The organism is Arthrobacter sp. CC3, assembly GCF_039907775.1.
In the GTDB taxonomy this organism is placed as follows: domain Bacteria; phylum Actinomycetota; class Actinomycetes; order Actinomycetales; family Micrococcaceae; genus Arthrobacter.
In genome coordinates, this window is sequence record NZ_JARCCY010000022.1 from 37662 (window position 1) to 57766 (window position 20105).

General features: G+C 63.1%; 23 protein-coding genes. 12 read left to right on the forward strand and 11 right to left on the reverse strand.

From position 1 onward, the window contains the following. Window positions 1-47: 47 nt before the first annotated feature. Together PV761_RS14295 and PV761_RS14300 are read left to right on the forward strand one after the other, a co-directional pair. The gene (locus tag PV761_RS14295; RefSeq protein WP_347897682.1) at window positions 48-515 is read left to right on the forward strand and encodes a hypothetical protein; all 468 of its coding nucleotides are present in this window, start codon (window positions 48-50) and stop codon (window positions 513-515) included. Between the two features lie 2 nt (window positions 516-517). After that, a complete protein-coding gene (locus PV761_RS14300; protein WP_347897684.1) occupies window positions 518-1099 on the forward strand; it encodes a hypothetical protein in 582 nt (193 codons plus the stop codon). A gap of 57 nt (window positions 1100-1156) precedes the next feature. Here PV761_RS14300 and PV761_RS14305 read toward each other — a convergent pair whose 3' ends face one another. Beyond that, on the reverse strand, window positions 1157-1531 hold the full coding sequence (locus tag PV761_RS14305; protein ID WP_043439048.1) for a zf-TFIIB domain-containing protein: 375 nt from the start codon (window positions 1529-1531) through the stop codon (window positions 1157-1159). Between the two features lie 68 nt (window positions 1532-1599). Continuing rightward, the gene (locus tag PV761_RS14310; RefSeq protein ID WP_028271838.1) at window positions 1600-2226 is read right to left on the reverse strand and encodes an FMN reductase; all 627 of its coding nucleotides are present in this window, start codon (window positions 2224-2226) and stop codon (window positions 1600-1602) included. A gap of 150 nt (window positions 2227-2376) precedes the next feature. Between PV761_RS14310 and PV761_RS14315 the strand changes: the two genes are divergently transcribed. Next, a complete protein-coding gene (locus PV761_RS14315) occupies window positions 2377-2799 on the forward strand; it encodes a DUF1801 domain-containing protein (protein WP_028271839.1) in 423 nt (140 codons plus the stop codon). Between the two features lie 140 nt (window positions 2800-2939). On the opposite strand, the gene rplI is transcribed toward PV761_RS14315, so the two are convergent. The 4 genes from rplI to rpsF form a co-directional block, all read right to left on the reverse strand. After that, window positions 2940-3392, reverse strand: a complete 453-nt coding sequence (gene rplI, locus PV761_RS14320; protein WP_028271840.1) for a 50S ribosomal protein L9 — start codon at window positions 3390-3392, stop codon at window positions 2940-2942. Window positions 3393-3409: 17 nt separating this feature from the next. Beyond that, complete coding sequence (gene rpsR / locus PV761_RS14325; protein ID WP_003800144.1) at window positions 3410-3649, reverse strand: 30S ribosomal protein S18; 240 nt, start codon at window positions 3647-3649, stop codon at window positions 3410-3412. Between the two features lie 126 nt (window positions 3650-3775). Beyond that, complete coding sequence (locus PV761_RS14330; protein ID WP_028271841.1) at window positions 3776-4351, reverse strand: single-stranded DNA-binding protein; 576 nt, start codon at window positions 4349-4351, stop codon at window positions 3776-3778. A gap of 55 nt (window positions 4352-4406) precedes the next feature. Further along, on the reverse strand, window positions 4407-4712 hold the full coding sequence (gene rpsF, locus PV761_RS14335; RefSeq protein ID WP_011693941.1) for a 30S ribosomal protein S6: 306 nt from the start codon (window positions 4710-4712) through the stop codon (window positions 4407-4409). A gap of 266 nt (window positions 4713-4978) precedes the next feature. Here rpsF and PV761_RS14340 point away from each other — a divergent pair, with 266 nt between their 5' ends. From PV761_RS14340 to PV761_RS14370, 7 genes are all read left to right on the forward strand, one after another. Then, complete coding sequence (locus PV761_RS14340; RefSeq protein ID WP_028271842.1) at window positions 4979-5647, forward strand: DUF1345 domain-containing protein; 669 nt, start codon at window positions 4979-4981, stop codon at window positions 5645-5647. Window positions 5648-5972: 325 nt separating this feature from the next. After that, window positions 5973-7130, forward strand: a complete 1158-nt coding sequence (locus PV761_RS14345; RefSeq protein WP_347897689.1) for a glycosyltransferase — start codon at window positions 5973-5975, stop codon at window positions 7128-7130. A gap of 287 nt (window positions 7131-7417) precedes the next feature. Beyond that, entirely contained in the window at window positions 7418-8593 is a 1176-nt protein-coding gene (locus tag PV761_RS14350; protein WP_347897691.1) for a hypothetical protein, read from the forward strand. Next, window positions 8590-9462, forward strand: coding sequence for a glycosyltransferase (locus PV761_RS14355; protein WP_347897693.1), 873 nt, complete (start codon window positions 8590-8592; stop codon window positions 9460-9462). The genes PV761_RS14350 and PV761_RS14355 overlap by 4 nt, the downstream gene beginning before the upstream one ends. 59 nt (window positions 9463-9521) lie before the next feature. Continuing rightward, entirely contained in the window at window positions 9522-10301 is a 780-nt protein-coding gene (locus tag PV761_RS14360) for a hypothetical protein (protein ID WP_347897695.1), read from the forward strand. A gap of 279 nt (window positions 10302-10580) precedes the next feature. Then, a complete protein-coding gene (locus tag PV761_RS14365; RefSeq protein ID WP_347897697.1) occupies window positions 10581-11627 on the forward strand; it encodes an O-antigen ligase family protein in 1047 nt (348 codons plus the stop codon). 25 nt (window positions 11628-11652) lie between these two features. Beyond that, the gene (locus PV761_RS14370; protein ID WP_347897699.1) at window positions 11653-12333 is read left to right on the forward strand and encodes a hypothetical protein; all 681 of its coding nucleotides are present in this window, start codon (window positions 11653-11655) and stop codon (window positions 12331-12333) included. 76 nt (window positions 12334-12409) lie between these two features. Here PV761_RS14370 and PV761_RS14375 read toward each other — a convergent pair whose 3' ends face one another. Beyond that, entirely contained in the window at window positions 12410-13750 is a 1341-nt protein-coding gene (locus PV761_RS14375; RefSeq protein WP_347897701.1) for a M18 family aminopeptidase, read from the reverse strand. A gap of 63 nt (window positions 13751-13813) precedes the next feature. Further along, on the reverse strand, window positions 13814-14722 hold the full coding sequence (locus PV761_RS14380) for an intradiol ring-cleavage dioxygenase (RefSeq protein ID WP_028271844.1): 909 nt from the start codon (window positions 14720-14722) through the stop codon (window positions 13814-13816). A gap of 602 nt (window positions 14723-15324) precedes the next feature. Between PV761_RS14380 and PV761_RS14385 the strand changes: the two genes are divergently transcribed. Together PV761_RS14385 and PV761_RS14390 are read left to right on the forward strand one after the other, a co-directional pair. Further along, on the forward strand, window positions 15325-15810 hold the full coding sequence (locus PV761_RS14385) for an Hsp20/alpha crystallin family protein (protein WP_347897704.1): 486 nt from the start codon (window positions 15325-15327) through the stop codon (window positions 15808-15810). 68 nt (window positions 15811-15878) lie between these two features. Beyond that, on the forward strand, window positions 15879-16184 hold the full coding sequence (locus PV761_RS14390; protein WP_197024969.1) for a hypothetical protein: 306 nt from the start codon (window positions 15879-15881) through the stop codon (window positions 16182-16184). 62 nt (window positions 16185-16246) lie between these two features. On the opposite strand, the gene PV761_RS14395 is transcribed toward PV761_RS14390, so the two are convergent. The 3 genes from PV761_RS14395 to PV761_RS14405 form a co-directional block, all read right to left on the reverse strand. Beyond that, window positions 16247-17725 carry an amino acid permease gene (locus PV761_RS14395; protein ID WP_347897706.1) on the reverse strand — a complete coding sequence of 493 codons (1479 nt, stop codon included), beginning with the start codon at window positions 17723-17725 and terminating at the stop codon, window positions 16247-16249. A gap of 228 nt (window positions 17726-17953) precedes the next feature. After that, window positions 17954-18760 (reverse strand): response regulator transcription factor, encoded by an 807-nt coding sequence (locus PV761_RS14400; RefSeq protein ID WP_347897708.1) that lies wholly within the window; start codon window positions 18758-18760, stop codon window positions 17954-17956. Beyond that, window positions 18757-20085 (reverse strand): histidine kinase, encoded by a 1329-nt coding sequence (locus tag PV761_RS14405; RefSeq protein ID WP_028271849.1) that lies wholly within the window; start codon window positions 20083-20085, stop codon window positions 18757-18759. The genes PV761_RS14400 and PV761_RS14405 overlap by 4 nt, the downstream gene beginning before the upstream one ends. Between the last annotated feature and the right edge of the window lie 20 nt (window positions 20086-20105).

Sequence of the window (20105 nt, forward strand, 5' to 3'; positions counted from 1 at the left end):
CCGCAGAATATGCTGTGGATAACAGCGAACTGGCATAAGCTCTATGCATGGGCGATGTGTTGATAGTTATACTGCCTGCCCTCATCCTTGTGGCAGTCATCTGGGCCGCGACCACGGCCCTCAAGCCTCGGGACACCGGCATCTCAGACGCCGAGCGGTATCAACTTGAGCTGGCCCTGCGGTCGCAGGCACATTATGCCGCCCAGGTGAAAGCGGCCACCGCCGCCCGGGCGCGGGTTGATGCCGCCACCCGGCCAAGCCAAAACGAGCAACAGCAATCACAACAGGCCGACCATGCGCGGGCGGCCCTGCACGCCCAGGCGGGGTCAAGCCCGGGCGTAGGAATGCACGGCTATCAGGGCCCGGTCCTGCCCGGAGGCCAATTGAACCCGCAGTTCGCCCTGCAACTGCAGTCCATGGCCCGCAACGGCCAGAAACTGCAAGCCATCAAGATGCTGCGGCAGGCAACGCATTCAGATCTTTTGACCGCCAAGAATTATGTAGATCGGCTATAGCAATGGAATCACTGGTGATCCCCGTCCTGATCCTTCTCCTCGTGGGAGCCGCAGTCCTGCTGGCGGCCCGCGCCGTGGGTCGCCGGACCTCCGGCCCGAAGGCTTCAGCCGCCACGGCAGCCGGCAGCACGCCGCCCGGCGAGCCGGTTGAACTGGCCCGGGCCGCGGCATCGAAGCTCACTGAAGACCAGCACCGCAGGCTGTACGCCCTGATAGCGCAGGGGCAGGCCATGGCGGCCATCAAGCTCTACTACGAAGCCTCAGGCGAGGGCCTGCGGGCCTCCCGCGACGCCGTTGGCGCCCTGGCCGCCCACCCCCAGCCGTTTACCCCAGCGGCCCCTGAGGTGCCGGAACATGACGATGACGACGCACCGGAACGTTTCCCGTACCGGTACCGCGCGATTGCCAGCAAGGGCGATGTCACCCGGGAGGTCAGCAGCAATATGCTTAACGATGAAATCTACGGTCGGATTCGCACGCTGGCCAAGAGCGGCGACACTGAGGCGGCCGCAACGGCCCTCACCAAGCATTCGGACATTTCCCTCAAGCAAGCCCGCGAGTTCATCGCCCTGCTCGACGACTGAGCGGCCCGGACTCGCGCACTGCCGTAGGGCTGAGGGCACGCCGTTCGGGCGCGGCGCCTAGAAATCGAAGAGCTCGCCGAGCCAGCCTTCCTTTTTCTTGGGCCGCCGCCGGTCGTCATAGCGCCGGTCGTCATACCGGGGTTGATCGTAGCGGGGACGGTCCCGCCGGTCGTCATAGCGGCGATCATCCGGCCGCCTGTCGTCCCGGCGCGGATCCGGATTGTTGTACAGCGGCGGCGGAATAAGTCCGGGGACGGGTGGAGCGGCCGGCGCAGCCGGTGTTTGCGGCCCTGCCAACTCGGCGGCGCGGTCGATTATCTTGTCCAGTTCGCCGCGGTCAAGCCACACGCCCCGGCACTGCGGACAATAATCAATCTCCACTCCGCTGCGCTCACTCATGACCAGGTCTATTGAATCCACAGGGCATTTCATGTTCCGCACAACGACTGGAACTGCGGAAAAGTTCGACATGCACTGGGCGGGTCCGCCGGAGGTTGCACCTAGCGGCCGTTCGAGATTCCCGCCAGGAGCTGTTCAAAGGGCAGCGACTCAGCGGCGTCCGTCTTCCGCCGCGTCGGCGCGGCCGCGACCAGGGCCGCGAATTCATCGGCGGCCCGGTCGATCCGCACCGAAAGGGGCGTGCCGCCGTCGTCCGTGTTGCCCCAGTCCTGGGGGCCGGCGAAAACGCCAGTAGCAGCCACCCGGGTCCGCAAGTAGCTGAACAGGGGACGCATGGCATAGTCCAGCACCATCTGGTGGCGGTCGGTGCCACCGGTGGCCCCGAGGAGGACGGCCTTGCCCTCCAGGGACTTGGGATCCAGGACGTCGAAGAAGGACTTGAAAAGGCCGCTGTAGGAGGCGCTGAAGACCGGCGTGACAGCAATGATGCCGTCGGAATCCTCCACGCCGGCGATCACGTCGGCAAGCCGGGGTGCCGCGTAGCCGGTGACGAAGTTGTTGGCAATATCCACAGCGAGGTCACGGAGTTCCACCACGTCAACGGCCACCGCGTACCCCGCGGCAGCCAGCTGGCGTTCGGCTGCGGCAGCGAGCTGATCGGCCAGCAACCTGCTCGACGACGGTACGCCAAGTCCGGCGGAGAGGACGGTAATGCGGCGGGTTTCCACGGTTTGCTCCTGAAGGTCATCGGTAAATCCAGAGTACATGCGTTTGCATCTATCGACTAAACCCGGCTGTGCCTGGGTTTATTCCGCAGCCCGGGATCACTGCAGTGCGGCCCTGCTGACAACAGTGGCGGCGTCTGCCAGACTGCCGTCATGGCTGAAAACAAGACCCAGGCGACGGACGCTTCCGTGGAGGAGTTCCTGGAGGGCGTGGAGAACGCGGCACGCCAGCGGGACGGCCTGCGGCTTCTGGCACTTATGAAGGAAAACACCGGCGAAGCGCCCGTGATGTGGGGTCCGAGTATCGTCGGTTTCGGCAGCTACCACTACCGTTATGAGAGCGGTCGCGAGGGGGACACGGTCGCCGTCGGGTTCTCCCCGCGGAAGGGGAGCCTTTCGCTGTACGGGCTTACTTACGCGCCGGAGGCGGCCGAGCTGCTGCCCCGCCTGGGAAAACACAAGGTCGGCGCGGGATGTCTCTACATCAACAAACTGGAGGACGTGGATGAGGCGGTCCTGGCCGAACTCATCCGGGCCGGGCACCGGCACTCCACCACCGTGATGCACCAGGAATAGGACCCGGAAGAAACCCTGCATTGCAGGCGGTACCCGGTGTTAAGAACAAAGGCCCCCGCGCCCGGTTCCCAAGGGAATCCGAATACGGGGGCCTCCAGCAGTTCAGGACTGCGTAGTGCTCTGGCGATAAGCCGGAGGAACTACTTGCCTGCGACTACGTCGAGTTCGATCACAGCGGCAACGTCGTCGTGCAGACGGACGTTGGCCTGGTAGGAACCGACCGACTTGATGTGTGCCGGCAGTTCAACCTTGCGCTTGTCGATCTTGCCAAGGCCAGCGGCCTCAACAGCGTCGGCCACGTCGCCCTGCTTGACGGTGCCGAACAGGCGTCCGGTCTCGCCAGCCTTGACAACGAGCTTGACCGGCTTGGCGGAGAGTGCAGCGGCCTGCTTCTGAGCGTCTTCCAGGGAAGCATGCTCGCGGGCGGCGCGGGCAGCCTTGATGGACTCAACCTGCTTCTCGCCACCTTTCGACCAGGTCAGGGCGAAGTTGCGGGGCAGCAGGTAGTTACGTGCGTAACCGTCCTTGACCTCGACAACGTCGCCAGCAGCACCGAGACCGGTTACTTCGTGGGTCAGAATGAGCTTTGCCATTTTAGTTAATCCCTTCCTTAGCCGCGGCCAGCGCCGGAGTAAGGCAGCAGAGCAACTTCGCGGGCGTTCTTGATTGCCTGGGCGATCTTGCGCTGTTCCTGCACCGTGACGCCGGTGACGCGACGGGCGCGGATCTTTCCGCGGTCGGAGATGAACTTGCGCAGCAATGCTACGTCCTTGTAGTCGATGACAGTGATGTCAGCGGCCTTCAAGGGGTTGGACTTTGGTTTGGGCTTACGGAGTTCAGCCTTAGCCATCGTGGAGCTCCTATTCTAGGGAGCCCGTGGATATTGATCCACGGGATGGTGGTGGTTCGACGGCGGCACTCACCCGGGAGCCGTGAGGCATCCCGGCGGGTTCCGGCGCCGGACCTTAATTATTGGTTAGAAGGGAGGTTCGGAATCCGGGCCGTTGCCCCAGCCGCCGCCTGCATTACTGACCCCGGGCGTTGCCCAAGGGTCTTCCTGCGCTGCGGGCTGGTTGCCGCCCCAGTTTCCTCCGGTGTTGCCGCCCTGGTTTCCACCCTGGCCGCCACCGAATCCACCGCCGCTGTTGCCTCCGCCGAAGCCACCCTGACCACCCTGACCGCCGGAGCGCTGGGTGCGGTTGACCTTGGCGTTGGCGTAGCGCAGGCTCGGGCCGATTTCATCGACTTCGAGCTCGATAACGGTGCGCTTCTCGCCTTCTTTGGTTTCGTAGGAACGGCTCTTCAACCGGCCGGAAACGATAACCCGCATGCCCTTGGTGAGGGATTCTGCGACGTTTTCGGCTGCTTCACGCCACACGGATGCGCGGAGGAACAGGGTTTCCCCGTCCTTCCACTCATTCGACTGGCGATCAAAGGTGCGGGGCGTAGAAGCGATGGTGAAATTCGCTACTGCCGAACCTGACGGTGTGAACCTCAGTTCGGGGTCATTGGTGAGATTACCGATGACCGTAATAGTGGTTTCGCCTGCCATCTACTGCCTCCTTGTTCGTTCCTGCGGGGTAAAGATTGAATGCACGGAGCTGAAATTACTCAGCAACGACCTTCTGCTCTTCGGGGCGGGTGATCTTGGTGCGCATGATGGTCTCATTGAGACTCAGCTGGCGGTCAAGTTCCTTGGCGGTATCCGGCTTTGCGGTGAAGTTCACCACTGCGTAGATACCTTCAGACTTCTTCTTGATTTCGTAAGCCAGGCGACGACGGCCCCAGATGTCAACCTTTTCGATGGTTCCACCATCGTTGGTGATGACGTTCAGGAACTTCTGAAGCGACGGCTCAACGGTACGCTCTTCGACCTCGGGGTCGATGATTACCATCAATTCGTAAGGACGCATATGTGAACCCACCTCCTTTGGGCTAAGCGGTTACGGCATTTCCGTAACAGGAGGTTCATTTGCGGTGCCATGCTCATCCAGTCCCCCAAACGGAGGCAGGACGCAGCACAGACTTCAATATCTTAGTGCATTTAGGCCTGTTTCGGCGATTCGTGGCCCTTTCAGGCTAGTCCCGGGGCCATACAGGGCGGAAACGCTCCGGCCGCTATGTGGAAAAGCCGTGCGAAGCCGGGTCCGGCGTGTTTGTTTGGCTAGAGTAACGACACATGGACACCAGACCTCCGCCCGCCACGGTCAAACGCAGCCGGCTGCGGTTCTTTGCGATGGTCGCGGCAGGAACTGCGGCCGCTGCGGCAACCGGTTTTTCAGGACTGTGGGTGGAGGCGCCGGCGGTCGGATGGGGCAGCGCCGCCCTGGTTTACGTCGTGTGGGTCTGGCTTGTGGTGGGCAGGTTGGGACCTGCAGAAACACGCGCGCACGCGACCTCCGAGGATCCGTCCCGCAGCACCACCGACCTGCTGATCCTGGTGGCCAACGTCGCCAGCCTGGCTGCAGTTGCCGCAGTCGTGGTGGACTCCCACAGAGCCGACGGCGGCTCGCGGCTGAGCGGGGGGCTGCTGGCCCTGGCATGCGTCGCCTTGTCGTGGATCCTGGTGCAGACTCTCTTCACCCTCCGCTATGCCGAGCTGTACTACAGCCCTGGAAAGAGGGGCGTCTCCGACGCTGGCGGCATAGATTTCAACCAGGATCGGCCGCCGCAATACACCGATTTCGCCTACTTGGCCACGAGCCTCGGCATGACTTACCAGGTGTCCGACACCAACCTGCAGAATCACCTCATCAGGGCGGAAGCGCTCAAACACAGCCTGCTGTCCTACCTTTTCGGCACCGTCATCCTTGCCACGACCATCAACCTGGTGATCGGACTCGCCTGACGCCTGCGTCCGCGTGCGTCCGGAATTACTTGCTCCAAAATCATGAGTTCCCGCCAACGGGGACGTCGCGGTGCGAGTGGCCGAGTCCTTCGTCCGAGTGGTGGATTCTCTAGTACTGCGTAGACGCAGCCGCTATATTTTTCCTCAGTTCATCACCAATACCTGTGTCCTTGCCCGGAGCCACCAGCCGGGCCTACGGGTCGCGATGTAAGGGGCATCGTCGGTGAGAAGACTGGAGTTTGGCTACAGCCGCCGGTAACCGCCGGGGCAAGTGGATACGGATCACAGAAAGCACGGTCTCTTTCTTACATAGGAAGGCAACCGCATGCTCCAAACCGACAATGGCCACCGCAAGCCAGTGCAGCAGGTATTCGTGTACATCCCGGGAAGTCGCTGGGAAAATGTCCAAGGCACCGACCACCGGCTGGCGGCAGCGTTAGCTCATCAGGTGCCAGTGCTCTGGATTGATCCCCCGCTCCCGATCCATCGCGCGCTCAGGCTCGGGCCGAGTGCACTTCACGGAACCACTGAATTGAGCAATGTCGCACCCGGCATAACCCGATTGCGCTCACTCTCAGTGCCAGGCTTTACCCGGCCGATACTCGCTCTTGCCGCCAAACACCTGCTGGGACGCGCCGTTAGGACCGCGCTTGGTGAAATGGGAATGGATCCCCTCGCAGTGTTGCTTTCCTCTCCTTCCACAGGTTTCCCTAGGCGAATATCGGGCCAGAAGATCCTTTTCGTCACCGACGACTGGGTGGCCGGAGCCGCCATGATGGGGTTGTCTGGCCGGTTCGTTCACCGCACACTGCGGCGGAACCTTCGCGAGGCGGACGCCGCTGCGGCTGTGTCCCCATATCTGGCCGAAAGCCTGAGGCTAAGGTTCCCGGACCGCCTGACCCCAGTTGTTCTGGCTAATGGCTGTGAATTGCAGGAATGCCTCCAGCAGGTCGGCGAACGGTCCGCGAACGCCGCCCTCGTAGGCCAGTTGAACGAACGTCTGGATATGGATCTTTTGGAGGCGGTCCAGGAGGCCGGGATTCCGGTGCTGGTCATCGGTCCCCGGACGGACCGTGATCCAGCAGCCGGGCAGCGCCTTGACGCCTTTCTCGCGTCTGAGAGCGTCACTTGGCTAGGCGAACTCCCCGCCACGGAACTCAGGCAGCATCTGGAACAAGCCGGCGTAGGCCTGACACCTTACGCAGATACAGCATTCAACCGATCGAGCTTTCCGCTGAAGACCCTTGAATACCTTGCCGCGGGCGTCCCAGTTGTCGCCACCGATCTGCCGGCCGTCCGGTGGTTAAACACCGACTTAGTGACTGTAAGCCACGGGCGTGAAGAGTTCGCGCAGTGCGTGCAACAGGCGTTGGTTGGTCCGCACGATCCCGCTGCGGAGGAGCGGCGCCGTCATTTTGCGAGACTCCACACTTGGGAGGCAAGGGCGGGGCAGCTCCTTGAACTGGTGGGAGCGCGCAGATAAGTCAGGAGTTGTTAAGAGCGATGTGCAGCAGTGACCGGTTGATCGGAGTAACAGCGATGAGCGGAACCAGAACGACTCGGGCAACAAGGCCACAAGAGCGGAGGGATCAAGGCATGCGCGGAACCGGAACGACACACGAACGAAAAGGCCTCGAGCGGAGGGCCCCCGGCAGCGGACGGACCATAAGAACCTGGCTGGAGTCCGCAGCCCTACTAACTGCCGTAGGACTCGTCGCTTCGGGATGCTCCGCGCCCGATGCAAGCTCTCGAATAGACGCCGCACCCGTTGTGGCAGTTCAAGACCTACCCAGGATTCCTTGGGAAGGCGGTCCCGACTACTGGAAGAAGTTTGCCAAGGCAGATGGTGCAGGCTGGGACGACCCCAACTTTTTTCCCATCGCCATTTGGTACAACGGGATCAGCAGCGACGCCGAGGTCCAGTACGACAAAGACCATGGCATCAACACCTACATGGGGATGTCAGATACCACTCCATATTCTTTGTTTGAGGCCAACGGCGTTTACTGGATCGGCGGCAAACTCAATGACACATTCACGGAGCAGAGCCGCAACTGGGTCGGCTCGTTCCTGGACGACGAGGTCGACGGACGTTTCACGCCGGACGCCGGGCGTCAGCACCTACAGGCACTGGCTGCCAACACACCCCAAGGGTTTTTCAAGTATGCAAATTTTACCCAAATGGTAATTAGCCACTACATGGTCGGCTCGGATGCGCAGCAATTTGTGAATAACTTCACCGATGCCGTTTCCGTGGACATGTACTGGTACACCATTCCTTACTGCAGCCTTCGTCCTTACACAAATGCGCATCTGGCACCAGTTTCCGAACAAAACTGTCGCACTGCATCCAGCTACGGAAAAACGATGAACGCACTCCGCATGCAAGACGCCGCGGATGGAAAGCTGCAGCCCTTGTGGCAGTTCGTGGAGAACCTTAACGGAGGGCCCGGAGAAGGTCCGTTTGTGGCCAACATATCGGCAGGACAACTGCAGGGAGCCGTAATGAATTCCGTGATCAACGAGGCCCGCGGCATCGTTTATTTCAACCAGAGCCTAAGCGGAACCTGCGGCGGAGGGAGCGTACTGCGCCTCTCGCAGGTAATGCCCGGCTTCTGCGGAGCCGATCAGATGGAGGCCGTCAAAACGGTCAACGCCAGAATTCGGGAACTTGCGCCAGTAATAAATACACAGTCTTATGACTTTTCACTGGGAAATCAATTGGACACAATGCTGAAAATTCGCGACGGATACGCGTATATTTTTGCCATGGTCGACGGAAATTCCGCGCCGGGCAGCAGGAACTTCAAGCTTCCCGACGGGGTCAAAACGAACCAAGCTGAGGTCCTCTTCGAAAACCGCACTGTCCAGGTCGACGCGGCGGGATCTTTCGCTGACACGTTCGAGTCCGAATACGCGTACCACATTTACAAGGTGAAGTTGTGACATCACAGGCCGACCACGTCCTCCTTACCCGGTTCAACCTTCCCTCGCGAGGCGCCGAAAGCATGATCAGAGCCAAGGATGGATGGCTCAAGACGCGTGTGCATCTGTTCGAGAGCTACTGCCTGCCATCCGTCCGGCGCCAATCAAACCAAAATTTTTATTGGATCATCTATTTCGATCCGCAAAGCCCGGCATGGCTAAGGGAACGCATTGCGGATCTCAACAAGGATGCAGTCTTCATCCCGATCTTTCGCTCCGAGGTCAGCAACGACGAATTGTTGCAGGACCTGCATGCCGTCACGGGGGCCAGGCATAAAGAACTCATAACCACCAACCTGGACAACGACGACGGGCTGGCAATCGACTTCGTTGCACGTCTCCAGGAGGCCCGTCCGGTGGGTACACGCACTGCGATTTACCTGGTCAACGGTTTGATCCGCTGCGGCACGGGAGTCTATCTGAGGACGGACCGCGCCAATGCATTCTGCTCGGTCAGGGAAGACTGGGCAGCCGCCCGTACATGCTGGTCAGACTGGCACAATCTCCTGGGTCGCTCTATGAGTGTCAATGAAATCGGCGGGGGGCCGGCATGGCTTCAGTTGGTTCACGACTCCAACGTCAGCAACAGGATTCGCGGGAGGCGTGTCTCTGCAGATCCATACCGCGAGGCCTTCGGCCGCCTGCTTGACGGCGTCTCCGTCCTCGGGCCTCTGGACGAGTTCAAGGATTGGGCGGTAGGGAGGCCACACCGGTTCGTTAGGGAAGCTGGCCGGTCATCGCTTAAGAAGGTCGCCCTGAATGTCTTAGGCAAAGAGGGCCTGGACCGCCTCAAGGCAGGCTGGGCGCTCCGTCCTGTACATCGACGATAAGGGGAAAGCTGCGATGAGATGCTACGGGATCCGGGAACCATCGAAATGGGGGATATTCCATGTTCTTACGTGACCTCTACGCCAGCGCAAGGCGCCGCTGGTACTTAGTTCTCGCCGGACTACTGATAACTGCGGGGATGTCCTTCTGGGTGTTCCGGGTGGCGCCGGTGACTTACGAAGCAACCGCAAATGTGGCACTCATACCGCCGCCAACAGCCGTGATATCCGGAGACAACCCCTTTCTGTACATGGGTGGCCTTGATCAAGCCATGGGAGTCTTCACCGTCAAGCTCAATTCGGATTCCGTCCGTGGCCCGATAGAGGATTCCTATCCGGCGGCGGAATATTCTACCGAACGCGACTCGAGTACCAGCGGCCCCATCGTTCGTGTGAAGGTTTCGGGAGACTCCTCGGCAACAACATTGGAGGTCCTGAATCGGGTGCTGGGTGTAATGCCTGCGACGATGGCTTCCCTTCAGGATGAGCTATCCCTGCCGCAGGCGTCCCGAATCTCTTTGCTGACCCTGGGTGTCGATAAGGACACAACACTTGTGAGTGAGGCCCGGACACGAGCGTTGTTGGTCGTTGCCGCGATCGGTTTTGCTGCCACGCTGTTGTTGACGGGGCTGGCGGACAAGAGACTGATTAGGCGCCGCGGGAAGAAGCACGTTGGGGCTATCCCTTCGCCCACCGATGATTTCACCCTTTCGGAAAGCGAATTGCCGAAGCGGAGTCGCGCGCAGCGAGTGCCGGTGCCCTCCGGATCATATTCCGGCACTGCCCCGTCGGTCACGACCAGTCCTGAGCAGCACGATCCCGTCGCCGATCTGCGGCGGTAATGCATGTTTACCAACAGCAAACCTCAGCGACAGGTGACACTGCCCAGCTTGACGCGAAGAGCCGCCGGACCGGACGCGGCAACCGTCTTGGCGGCCTACCTTATTCTTCTTCTGGCCATCCCGTCCAACAGAAGTGTCGCGGCACTTGGAGGCGCAGGCGCTCCGGCCTCCCTTTTCGCCCTCGGGGCCTTGCTTTGGTGGTGTTGGTACCACGTTCAGCGTCCAACTCCGTCGCTCGCCCGCAATTCCCAGCCGGTCCGCATAACCTTGCTAATTTTCGTGGCTGCCGCCCTGGCGAGCTACGCTGTCGGCGCGTCCCGGGCCCTCCCGTCCGCCGAAATCAATGCACTGAATCTCGGGCTGGTTCGTGTTGCCGCGTTCGCCGGCGTCCTACTAGTGGCCACGGACGGAATCCCCAACCGGGAACGGCTGATAAAGCTCGTGCGCTGGCTCTGCTTTCTTGGCGGTATGTTTGCAGCCCTCGGACTCCTTCAGTTCTTCACTGGTCAGTCATTTGTTGAAAAGCTCAACATCCCGGGACTGACTGTTTCTGACTTCGGCGCTCTCCAGGACCGCGGCGGCTTTAACCGATCCATCTCCACGGCCCGCAACCCGCTCGAATACGCCTTTGTACTGGCCATGACCCTTCCCCTCGCGCTGACATTAGCCCTGTACGACAACGGATCCCGCCTCCTTGTGCGCTGGTTTCCTGTGGCGACCATGACACTGGCTGCCCTGCTCTCCGTATCGAGGTCTGCAATCATCGGCGTGCTGGTGGCAGTTGTGGTCCTCATGCCCTCATGGAGTCCGGCTGTTCGCCGCTGGGCCGGCGTGACGGCCGTAGCGCTGGTCGGTATCGTCTGGGTTTTGGTACCCGGCATGATGGGCACCATTAAGGGCCTGTTTGGCGGTCAGGACCCGAGTCTCAAATCTCGGACTGACAGCTACGACATCGTTTCGACCTTCGTGGAAATGAATCCGCTTCTGGGTCGCGGCTTTGGGACGTTCCTGCCGGAATACAGGATTCTCGACAACCAGTACCTGGTCACTCTCATCGACATGGGCGTCGTCGGGCTAGTCGCGTTTTGCGCCATTCCAGCCGTTGGTTTTATCGCTGTAATTGCGGCGCGAAGCCATTATGCGGAGCCGCTTCTGGCCAAACTCGGCCCAGCGCTTGCCGCTTCGCTTGCCGCCGGCGCTGTACTCACGGGATTCTTCGACGCATTATCGTTCCCTCAGGCTGCCGGTGTGTTGTTCCTTGTGGCCGGTCTCTGCGGGTCCTATTGGCGAATGAGGGATTCACAGGGAACTGAGCGCTATGCGTAGCCCTAAGCGCCTACACCGGTTGCGAATGAGCGCCATCCTTCGGCGCTGGTACGTGGTTCTGACTGTCTTAGCACTGATGTTTCCGGCCGTGTTGCAGGCAGGCGGGTCCACGGGTGTCTACTGGAGCAAAGTCGACGTCGTCTTTTACCCACCGAGCGGTGCGGCAGCCGGGAATCCCCTGCGGGCGGATTCCCAGGCGACGATCCACTACGCCGCAATGGTAGAGCGCTTAGTGAATGGCGAGCGGGGCCACTCCGAACCCGGAACGACGAATGCCAATCTATACGGCACCGGACTCCGGAACGGCTACTCCATCTACATCCCCAGTTCGGGCGGTCAATGGCAGAACTCATTCGATCGTTCGGCAATCACCGTGGAAGTCGTTGCAGAGACGCAGCATGACGTCGGTAAGGTCCTCGCCGGGATCGTGGACCGGATTGAACAGACGGCATCGGAACGGCAGGAGGCCATGGGCGTGATACCGCAGTCGTACATCACAACGAGCCTGTCCCCTAGTACGCCCGAAATCAGCTACCAGCCCGCCGAGCCCGCCTACGCCGCCAGTGCCCTGGCGGTGCTCGCCATGGGCTTGGCTGTAGCCGCGGCCAGTTTCGTCGACCGCTTGACGCTCCGTAGGGCTCGCCGCCACGGCCAGCCCCCGCATCCTGCACCCATGCCCCGGAACCGCACTGAAGTGCGTTCCTGACCGAGGTGCCTCCTGACTCGGCGGCCGCGGCCTGCCTCGGCCTGCCTCGGCCTGCCTAGGCCGGGGTCCGGAAGACCTACGCTGCCGTCCGGAAGAACAGTTCGGTCACCCGGGCCAGCCGGAACGGGTCCTCGACGCCGCAGAGTTCACGGGCGGAGTGCATCGACAGCAGCGGCACCCCCACGTCCACGGTCCTAATACCCAGGCGCGTCGCCGTCAGCGGCCCGATCGTGGACCCGCACGGCATCACATTGTTGGACACGAACTCCTGGTACGGGACGTCCGCCTCACCGCACAGCCGTGCCCAGAAGGCGGCACCGGGGGCGTCGGTCGCGTAGCGCTGGTTGGCGTTGATCTTGAGCAACGGGCCGCCGTTGAGGACCGGGCGGTTCACGGGGTCGTGGCGCTCGGCGTAGTTCGGATGCACCGCGTGGCCGGCGTCGGCGGAGACGCAGAACGACGCCGCCAGGGCCTGCCGACGCTGGCTCACCGACGCGCCAAGGCCGTCCGAAACGCGGACCAGGACGTCCTCCAGGAGGGGTCCGCAGGCGCCCGATCGCGAGTTGGAACCGATCTCCTCGTGGTCGAAAGCCGCGAGGACGGCGATCGGGCCGCCGTCCGCCTGCTCCCCGGCCTCAGCGTGGGCGATGATCGCGGCCAGGCCGGCATGGGTGGCGGACAGGTTGTCCAGCCGTCCGGACGCGAAAAATTCACCCTTGGCCCCGAAAACCGCGGCAGGCTGCGTGTCTGCCACAACGACGTCGTATCCGCCGATCTTTGACGGATCCACCGGCGCGGAGCCGGGATCCGCTGCCGTGGCCCGTTCGGCCAGCAGCGCCAGCAGGTCCTCGCCTGCCGGATCCCCTAGTCCGAAGACGGGGTTCATGTGCTGCTGCTTGTCCAGTGCCAGGCCCTCGTTTACCGCCCTGTCCAAATGGATGGCGAGCTGGGGGAACCGGAGCAGCGGCCCGGTGGCGGTCAGGCACTGCGTGCCGTCCAGCATCACCAGCCGTCCGGCCAGCTGCAGTTCCCGGTCCAGCCAGGAGTTGAGCAGCGGGCCGCCGTAGACCTCCACGCCGGCCTGCAGCCACCCGAACTTTCCGGTGGTGGGCTTGGGCTTGAGCTTGAATGACGGCGAATCGGTGTGCGCCCCCAGGATATTAAAGCCCGTGGTGGGTCCGGCACTCTCCGGTGTCACCCAGGCGATCAGGGCCCCGTCGCGGACTACGTAGAACCGCCCGGCGGCGCCCGCACCCGGACTGCCGGCCGGCCACGCGGCCAGTTCATCGAGCCCGGTGAAGCCAGCCTCATCCAGCCGCAGCGCGGCTTCCTGGACTGCATGGAAGCTCGACGGCGACGCGCTGACATACGCGCCGAGGTCCTGGATGTGGTCTGCGGCAGTGGCGTGGGAAGGCATGGCTCCGAGTCTAGCGGGGCCGCGACGGCCCGCGCCGAACCCCGGTTCCGGGAGGCACCGCACCTACACCGTGACGTTGAGTCCGGCCGTGTAACCGGCGGCCGACGAACCGGACATGGTGGCCAACTGGTAGATGCCGCCGTCGTCGCCAAAGACGTTGTCTGAGGTGAGCGTGGTGTTGGGAAAGTTCCGGGCGCTGGTCTCATAGCCCGTCGTGGCGTAGACCTCGTTGCAGGCCGCCTCTGTCATGGCGATCTGGGAGACAGCCAGTACCTGCCCTGCCACCGTGGCATTGCTCATGGATTCGAAGACTTCGAAGTGGATGTGCGGCCAGCGGCCGTTGTACGCCCCGGGATAGATGGTGGTGAACGTAACCTGGCCGTTGGCATCCGCTTCCTGCACCCCGCGGAGGAAGTTCTCGTTTTCGAGGCCGGCGTCGTACATGGAGTACTTGCCGTCGCGGTCGCAGTGCCAGGCGTACACGGCGGCTCCGGCGAGGGGTTTGCAGCCGTTGGCGTTGTCCAGGAGCGTCAGGGTGACCGTCAGCGGGATGCCTTCGGCCTTGGTGGTGGAAGTCCCGAAGCTGGCCGTGATGTCCTGCCGGACAACGCCGGATGCCTCCAGGACGTTCGGGCCGTTGGATCCGTCTCCCGGGTAAGGTCCCGCCGTTTCCTGCGGTATTTCCACCCCGCATTCCGCGATGGCCCGGGTCAGCGTGGGTGACGCCGTGGCGGACGCCGACGCTGAGGGCGTGGCAGTCGCCGGGGCAGACGGCGTCGCCGTCGCGGTGGTGGAACTGCTGGCGGTTCCCGGTGTGGAGCCCGGCGTGCAGGCTGCCAGCGCGGCGGCCGCTGTGCCGGCACCGAAGAACAGGCCCAGGGAACGGCGGCTCATCAAGGTGGAGAGGTCGAACTCCAAGCCGCGGTCGTGGTTGGGGTGGGGTTCGTGGGGCGGCTGCGGTGAAGTGGTCATGGACCCATAAGACTCCGAAGGGCTATGCCGCGCATAGGCCCTTCCTGTGTGCACGCTGTGTTGCTGTGGAGGATGCCGGGGATTGCGCCGCAGCTGTGTGGGCGTTGGCGGTCCGTGCCTTGACCGGCTCACTGATGGGAGGGCACAGGTTGCTGATCAATCCGGTGCCCGCGCATTCACGCATCGCCTCGATGCCGGCGGCCGCCGCCCTGGTGTCCGGAAATGACCGGGAAACGCCCAGTTCCGAACCGTCCGGCCCTATCATCCTGAATCGCACGCCCGATGCCTCGTCCACATAAAGTTCGAATCGTCCCGCCATGGTTTCCTTCCAAAAGGTGGTCGTGGGGATCCCAAACGATGCTGCCCGGTGGTGTCCGGCGGAAGAAGGGGCAAAAGTCCTTTACCCGCGAGTAACTCCGGTCCTGCGCCAACGTGCGCCTTGCGCCATTGCGACGGCGCGGACCATCCGGGGACTTTGGGCCCTGTTGGTCGTTCCGGGATGGGTATCTACTGGTCTGTGAGCCGGGCCGCTGCGTTGCTGCCTTGCCGAAGGAAAGCCCTGCCAGTAACCCGTCCTGCCAGGCAACAACCAGGAGAGAGCCATGTCCGGTGCGTTGAAATGGTCCCCGTTCGAATCGGCCCGATGGCCGTCTGCCCCGGATGGGTCAGACAGGAAACCGTCGCAGTTCTCCGGCTCCAACGGGCGGTCCTTTGAAACCACCGACAGCCTGGTCCCCATCCTCGTCGAGGAGGTCAGCGTTGACGAGTACGTCGACCAGGAGGCACTCGTTGTCCGCGCCTACCTGCCCGGCGCTGACCCGGACACGGACATCGAAGTCTCCGTGGCCGGGGGTGTGCTGCACATCCGTGCGGGGCACGAGCACGCCGGCGGCCGATCCGAGGGCACCCGCATTCATTCCGGGCAACGGTACCGCCCCTTCGACCGCAACCTGCCTTTGCCGGAGGGCGTTACGGACGAGGACATCAAGGTGACCTTCAGGGACGGCGTCCTCGAAGTCAGGACCCCGCTTCCCGCGGTGCCCGGAACGGACGCTGCAGAGAAACGGCTCCCCATCAGCCGCGGTTAACGGCAGCTCCACCAATCACAGCCGGGCAACCGGGAAAGAGGCAAAATACACATGGAACGGCGCGCCCAATGGAACTGAAATCACAGTGGCATCTGCTAGATCCCGCCACCCGCCGGTGGCTCATGGACAACCCGGGCTGCGTCGTGCTGCCCCGGACGATCGCGACCCGCGTTGCGAGTGTTGCGGACGAACCGGTGGTCCGCGACCAGCACGGTGCAATTCAGCTCAGCGCGGCCGACGTCAGCTTCATCCGCACCCGGGTTCACAGTGCCGCGACCAGGGAGCACCGTTTCTTCGACGCCGTGCAGCCCGGCAGCCCGGCTCCGGCGGATGCCGGAAATCCGGAGAGCGCGGAGTCCGGGCACCTGGACTGACGGCACCCGGACTCCGGTTCGGGGGCGGCTGGTGCCGCACCTGCTGAGATGTAACCTTTGGTTTACGACGCCGGACCGGCACCAACGCCGGCTTCCTCCGCCGCCGTTCGTTCCTTCGCGGTTCCAGCTTGCGCTGCTTCGTCTGCCGTTGCTTCCTCTGCCGCGGGCTGTTCCGTTCCGGCGCCGGTGGCGCCGAGACCCTTGCGGTAGCGCCAGACGCCGACCCCGACCACCACTGCGGCCAGTGCCAGTGAGAGCAGCAGGGATTCCCGGGTGGATTCCAGGATCACCATGCCGATCAGGAGTGCAATGATGCTGGCAATGGCTACCCAGGTCAGGTACGGGAAGAGCCACATCTTGAGGGCCAGGTCCTTGGCGGCGGCACCCATGCGCCGGCGGAGGATCAGCTGTGACGACGCGATGACCAGCCAGACGAACAGCGCAATAGCACCCGAGGTGTTCACGAGGAAAAGGAACACCGTGTCCGGCGCGATGTAGTTCAGGCCAACGGTGATGAAGCCCACCACGGTTGAGGCCAGCACGGCAGCGGCCGGCACGCCGCGCTTGGAAATTTTCGTCCATGCCCTCGGTGCGTCACCGCGGCGGGAAAGTGAGAAGAGCATGCGGCTGGCCGTGTAGAGCCCGGAGTTCAGGCAGGAGAGCACCGAAGTCAGCACCACGACGTCCATGATGGTGCCGGCGCCAGGAATCCCGAAGAGTTCGATCACTGCGACGTAGGGGCTCTTTGCCACGGAGGCGGAGTTCCACGGGAGGAGGGTGACCACAATGGCGATGGAGCCGATGTAGAACACCAGGATGCGCCACACGGTGGACTTCACGGCCTTCTTGACGGCGTCCACCGGATTCTCGGATTCGCCGGCAGCGATCGTGGCGATTTCAGCGCCGAAGAACGAGAACACCACCACCAGGATGCCGGCCAGGACCGCACCCGGGCCGTTGGGGAGGAAGCCGCCGTTATTGACCAGGTTGTCCAGTCCGGGGGCGGGAACTCCCGGGATGAGGCCCAGGATGGCGGCAACGCCGAAGAGCAGGAACAGCACGATCGCGGCCACCTTGATAGAGGCAAACCAGAATTCGAATTCTCCGTACGATTTCACCGATCCCAGATTGGTGAGCGTCAGCAGCACCATAAGCACCAGCGCCCATACCCATTGGTCGATGCCGGGAACCCAGCGGTGCATGATGGCGGCACCGGCCGTGGCTTCGATCCCGAGCACAATGATCCAGAACCACGCGTACAGCCAGCCGATGCTGAAGCCTGCCCACCGGCCCAGGGCCTTGTCTGCATAGGTGGAGAAGGATCCGGTTTCGGGGTTGGCTGCAGCCATTTCGCCGAGCATCCGCATCACCAGGATCACCACGATACCTGCGGCCATGTAGGCGAGCAGAATGCCGGGGCCGGCCTGCTGGATGGCAGCACCGGAACCCACAAAGAGTCCGGCTCCGATCACGCCGGCAATGGCGATCATGGAAAGGTGCCTTGGTTTCAGGGACTTGGAGAGCTGTTGGTCAGCGTGCATGGAAGCGCCGTCCTTCGTTGAGGGTGTGGGCCCCGGACGGACACGGATTCCGTGTGTCAGGCCACATTTCTTTTTCACCCTAGACCGGATGCCGGAGGACAGATCTTGTGCAGTCGAACATTTTGACGGCCCCCGAAAAGGAGCTTCCCACAATGCCGAGCATCAATGGGCAACAAAAGTGGCTTACCGAGCAACTTTGAAATGTGCTCGAAATCTACCTCTGAGTAGCTAATAGTCAGGATTGCTGGGCACTACCAACCCCGTCTCGTAGGCGTAAACCACGGCCTGCACCCTGTCCCGGAGATGCAGTTTGGCGAGGATGCGGCGCACGTGCGTTTTCACCGTGGCCTCGGACAGGAAGAACCTGTGGGCGATCTCGGCGTTGGACAGTCCCTCGGCCATGGCTCCCAGCATTTCCCTTTCGCGGGGCGTCAGGGCTTCCAGCAGGGGGTCCTTTTGCTGCTCTTCGCCATGCGGATTCCTGCCTTTGCCAACTGCCGGCACGGAGGCGGCCGTTCGGTGTCCGCCAGTCATAATGTCAGCCGTGGCCGCAGGGCGTCCGTTCACCGCAAAGTCTCCGGGGACGGCCGAGGGATGGTCTCCGCGGACATACGCTTCCAGCAGTCGGCGCGTGACGCGGGGGGCCACCACGGCATCTCCGCTCGCCACGACCCGCACCGCGCTAACCAGTTCAGCAGGGGCCACGTCTTTGAGCAGGAACGCGGAAGCGCCCGCCTGCAGGCCGGCGAAGGCGTATTCATCGAGGTCGAAGGTGGTCAGGATGATAACCTTCGCGGCGGACCCCGAGGAGGCCACCGCCCGGGTCGCTTCGATGCCGTCCAAGACCGGCATCCGAACATCCATCAGCACCACGTCGGGGTTCACCTCCCTGACCTGCCGGACTGCCTCCGCCCCATCGGAGGCTTCTCCCACCACCCGAAGGTCATCCTCACCCTCAAGGATCAGGCGGAAGCCCATCCTCAGCAGCGGCTGGTCATCCACCAGCAGGACTGTGATCGGTGCATTGCCATTCATGTTTTTCCTTGGTCCCCATTCCAATTCAACACTGCCCGGACGCGCCATCCGCCCCCGGCGGGGCGTCCGGCTTCCACCGTGCCGCCGTAAATCCCGGCCCGCTCGCGCATGCCTGTCAGGCCCTGCCCCGACCCCAGGGGCCTGGCACCGCCGGCCGCTGCCACCGGCGCGGCGGCGGCCGCGTGACCCACTGTTCCTTTGCCGTCGTCGAGCACTTCAATGGTGACGGTACCGTCAGTGCGCGCCATATTCACATCCACCCGGCCCAGCGCCCGGCCGTAGCGGAGGACGTTGGTGAGTGACTCCTGCACAATCCGGTAGACGGTCAGTTGGAAGGCCGCGTCCTCAGGCAGGGCAGGTCCGGTGTGCGAGTAGTGCAGCGGCAGCCCCGCGGTGCGGAAGCCCTCCAAAAGTTTGGCCAGGCTGTTCCCTGCGCTCAGCGGCTGCCGGGGTGCCTGGCCTACCGGTGATTCGTCGCGCAGGACGCCCAGCACGCGACGCATGTCCGCCAGAGCGGTTCGTCCGGTCCGGGAAATTTCCGCCAGGACCTCGGCGGCGCGGTCCGGGCTCTTCCTGACCACCACTGCGGCGCCGTCGGACAAGGTGAGCATCACCGTCAGGGAGTGCGCCACGACGTCGTGCATCTCCCTGGCGATCCGGTTGCGTTCGGTGACCGAGCCAAGTTCGGCGGTCCGGGCCGCCCACGCGGCGATTTCCTGTTCGTGTTCCTGCCGCTGCCGGACGGAGATGCCGATTCCGGTGGCAATGATGTTGGACAGCGTGATGGTGATGCCGGCAACGATTCCAAACACCAGCTGCGAATTCTCGGGTGCCGCCGGTCCGCCGCTGGGAAGGGCACGTTCCAGCGGGCCGACGAGGGTCAGGAAATACAGCAGGGACAGCGGGGTGTTGGATAATGCCAGGGCGGTGATGGAGAACCTGCGGGGCCGCTGCACCGCCAGTGCATAGAGGGCAAACCACAGGCCCGCGGAAACATTGGAGCCCCAGGGGTGCAGGAGCGTGATGCCCACTTCCAGCACCGCCACGGCGGCAACAACGGCCACCGGACGGGTCCGGCGGAAAGAGAGCGCCGCGGCGACGGCGGCAAGCAGCGCGGTGGCTGCCCAGCCGCCGTCGAGCACGGCGTCCACCGCGGTGGGCGTGACCAGGAGCAGGTAGCACAGCACCACCACCGCATCCATCGCCCGCGGGTGCCGGTGAAGGTACCGGCGGAGCCGGCCCCGGCGGCGGTCGGCGAGTGCGGCAAAGGACACATCAACCTGGGTGAGGGCTGATGCGTCCTTTGCCGGCAGTACTTCATGCATGTGTTGAGCCTAGACGGCGG

Coding starts and splice junctions, on each gene's coding strand:
- PV761_RS14295 (WP_347897682.1), top strand. CDS start 48: ATGGGCGATGTGTTGATAGTTATACTGCCTGCCCTCATCCTTGTGGCA.
- PV761_RS14300 (WP_347897684.1), top strand. CDS start 518: ATGGAATCACTGGTGATCCCCGTCCTGATCCTTCTCCTCGTGGGAGCC.
- PV761_RS14305 (WP_043439048.1), bottom strand. CDS start 1,531: ATGAAATGCCCTGTGGATTCAATAGACCTGGTCATGAGTGAGCGCAGC.
- PV761_RS14315 (WP_028271839.1), top strand. CDS start 2,377: ATGGCTGAAAACAAGACCCAGGCGACGGACGCTTCCGTGGAGGAGTTC.
- rplI (WP_028271840.1), bottom strand. CDS start 3,392: ATGGCAAAGCTCATTCTGACCCACGAAGTAACCGGTCTCGGTGCTGCT.
- rpsR (WP_003800144.1), bottom strand. CDS start 3,649: ATGGCTAAGGCTGAACTCCGTAAGCCCAAACCAAAGTCCAACCCCTTG.
- PV761_RS14330 (WP_028271841.1), bottom strand. CDS start 4,351: ATGGCAGGCGAAACCACTATTACGGTCATCGGTAATCTCACCAATGAC.
- rpsF (WP_011693941.1), bottom strand. CDS start 4,712: ATGCGTCCTTACGAATTGATGGTAATCATCGACCCCGAGGTCGAAGAG.
- PV761_RS14340 (WP_028271842.1), top strand. CDS start 4,979: ATGGACACCAGACCTCCGCCCGCCACGGTCAAACGCAGCCGGCTGCGG.
- PV761_RS14345 (WP_347897689.1), top strand. CDS start 5,973: ATGCTCCAAACCGACAATGGCCACCGCAAGCCAGTGCAGCAGGTATTC.
- PV761_RS14360 (WP_347897695.1), top strand. CDS start 9,522: ATGTTCTTACGTGACCTCTACGCCAGCGCAAGGCGCCGCTGGTACTTA.
- PV761_RS14370 (WP_347897699.1), top strand. CDS start 11,653: ATGAGCGCCATCCTTCGGCGCTGGTACGTGGTTCTGACTGTCTTAGCA.
- PV761_RS14375 (WP_347897701.1), bottom strand. CDS start 13,750: ATGCCTTCCCACGCCACTGCCGCAGACCACATCCAGGACCTCGGCGCG.
- PV761_RS14380 (WP_028271844.1), bottom strand. CDS start 14,722: ATGACCACTTCACCGCAGCCGCCCCACGAACCCCACCCCAACCACGAC.
- PV761_RS14385 (WP_347897704.1), top strand. CDS start 15,325: ATGTCCGGTGCGTTGAAATGGTCCCCGTTCGAATCGGCCCGATGGCCG.
- PV761_RS14390 (WP_197024969.1), top strand. CDS start 15,879: ATGGAACTGAAATCACAGTGGCATCTGCTAGATCCCGCCACCCGCCGG.
- PV761_RS14395 (WP_347897706.1), bottom strand. CDS start 17,725: ATGCACGCTGACCAACAGCTCTCCAAGTCCCTGAAACCAAGGCACCTT.
- PV761_RS14400 (WP_347897708.1), bottom strand. CDS start 18,760: ATGAATGGCAATGCACCGATCACAGTCCTGCTGGTGGATGACCAGCCG.
- PV761_RS14405 (WP_028271849.1), bottom strand. CDS start 20,085: ATGCATGAAGTACTGCCGGCAAAGGACGCATCAGCCCTCACCCAGGTT.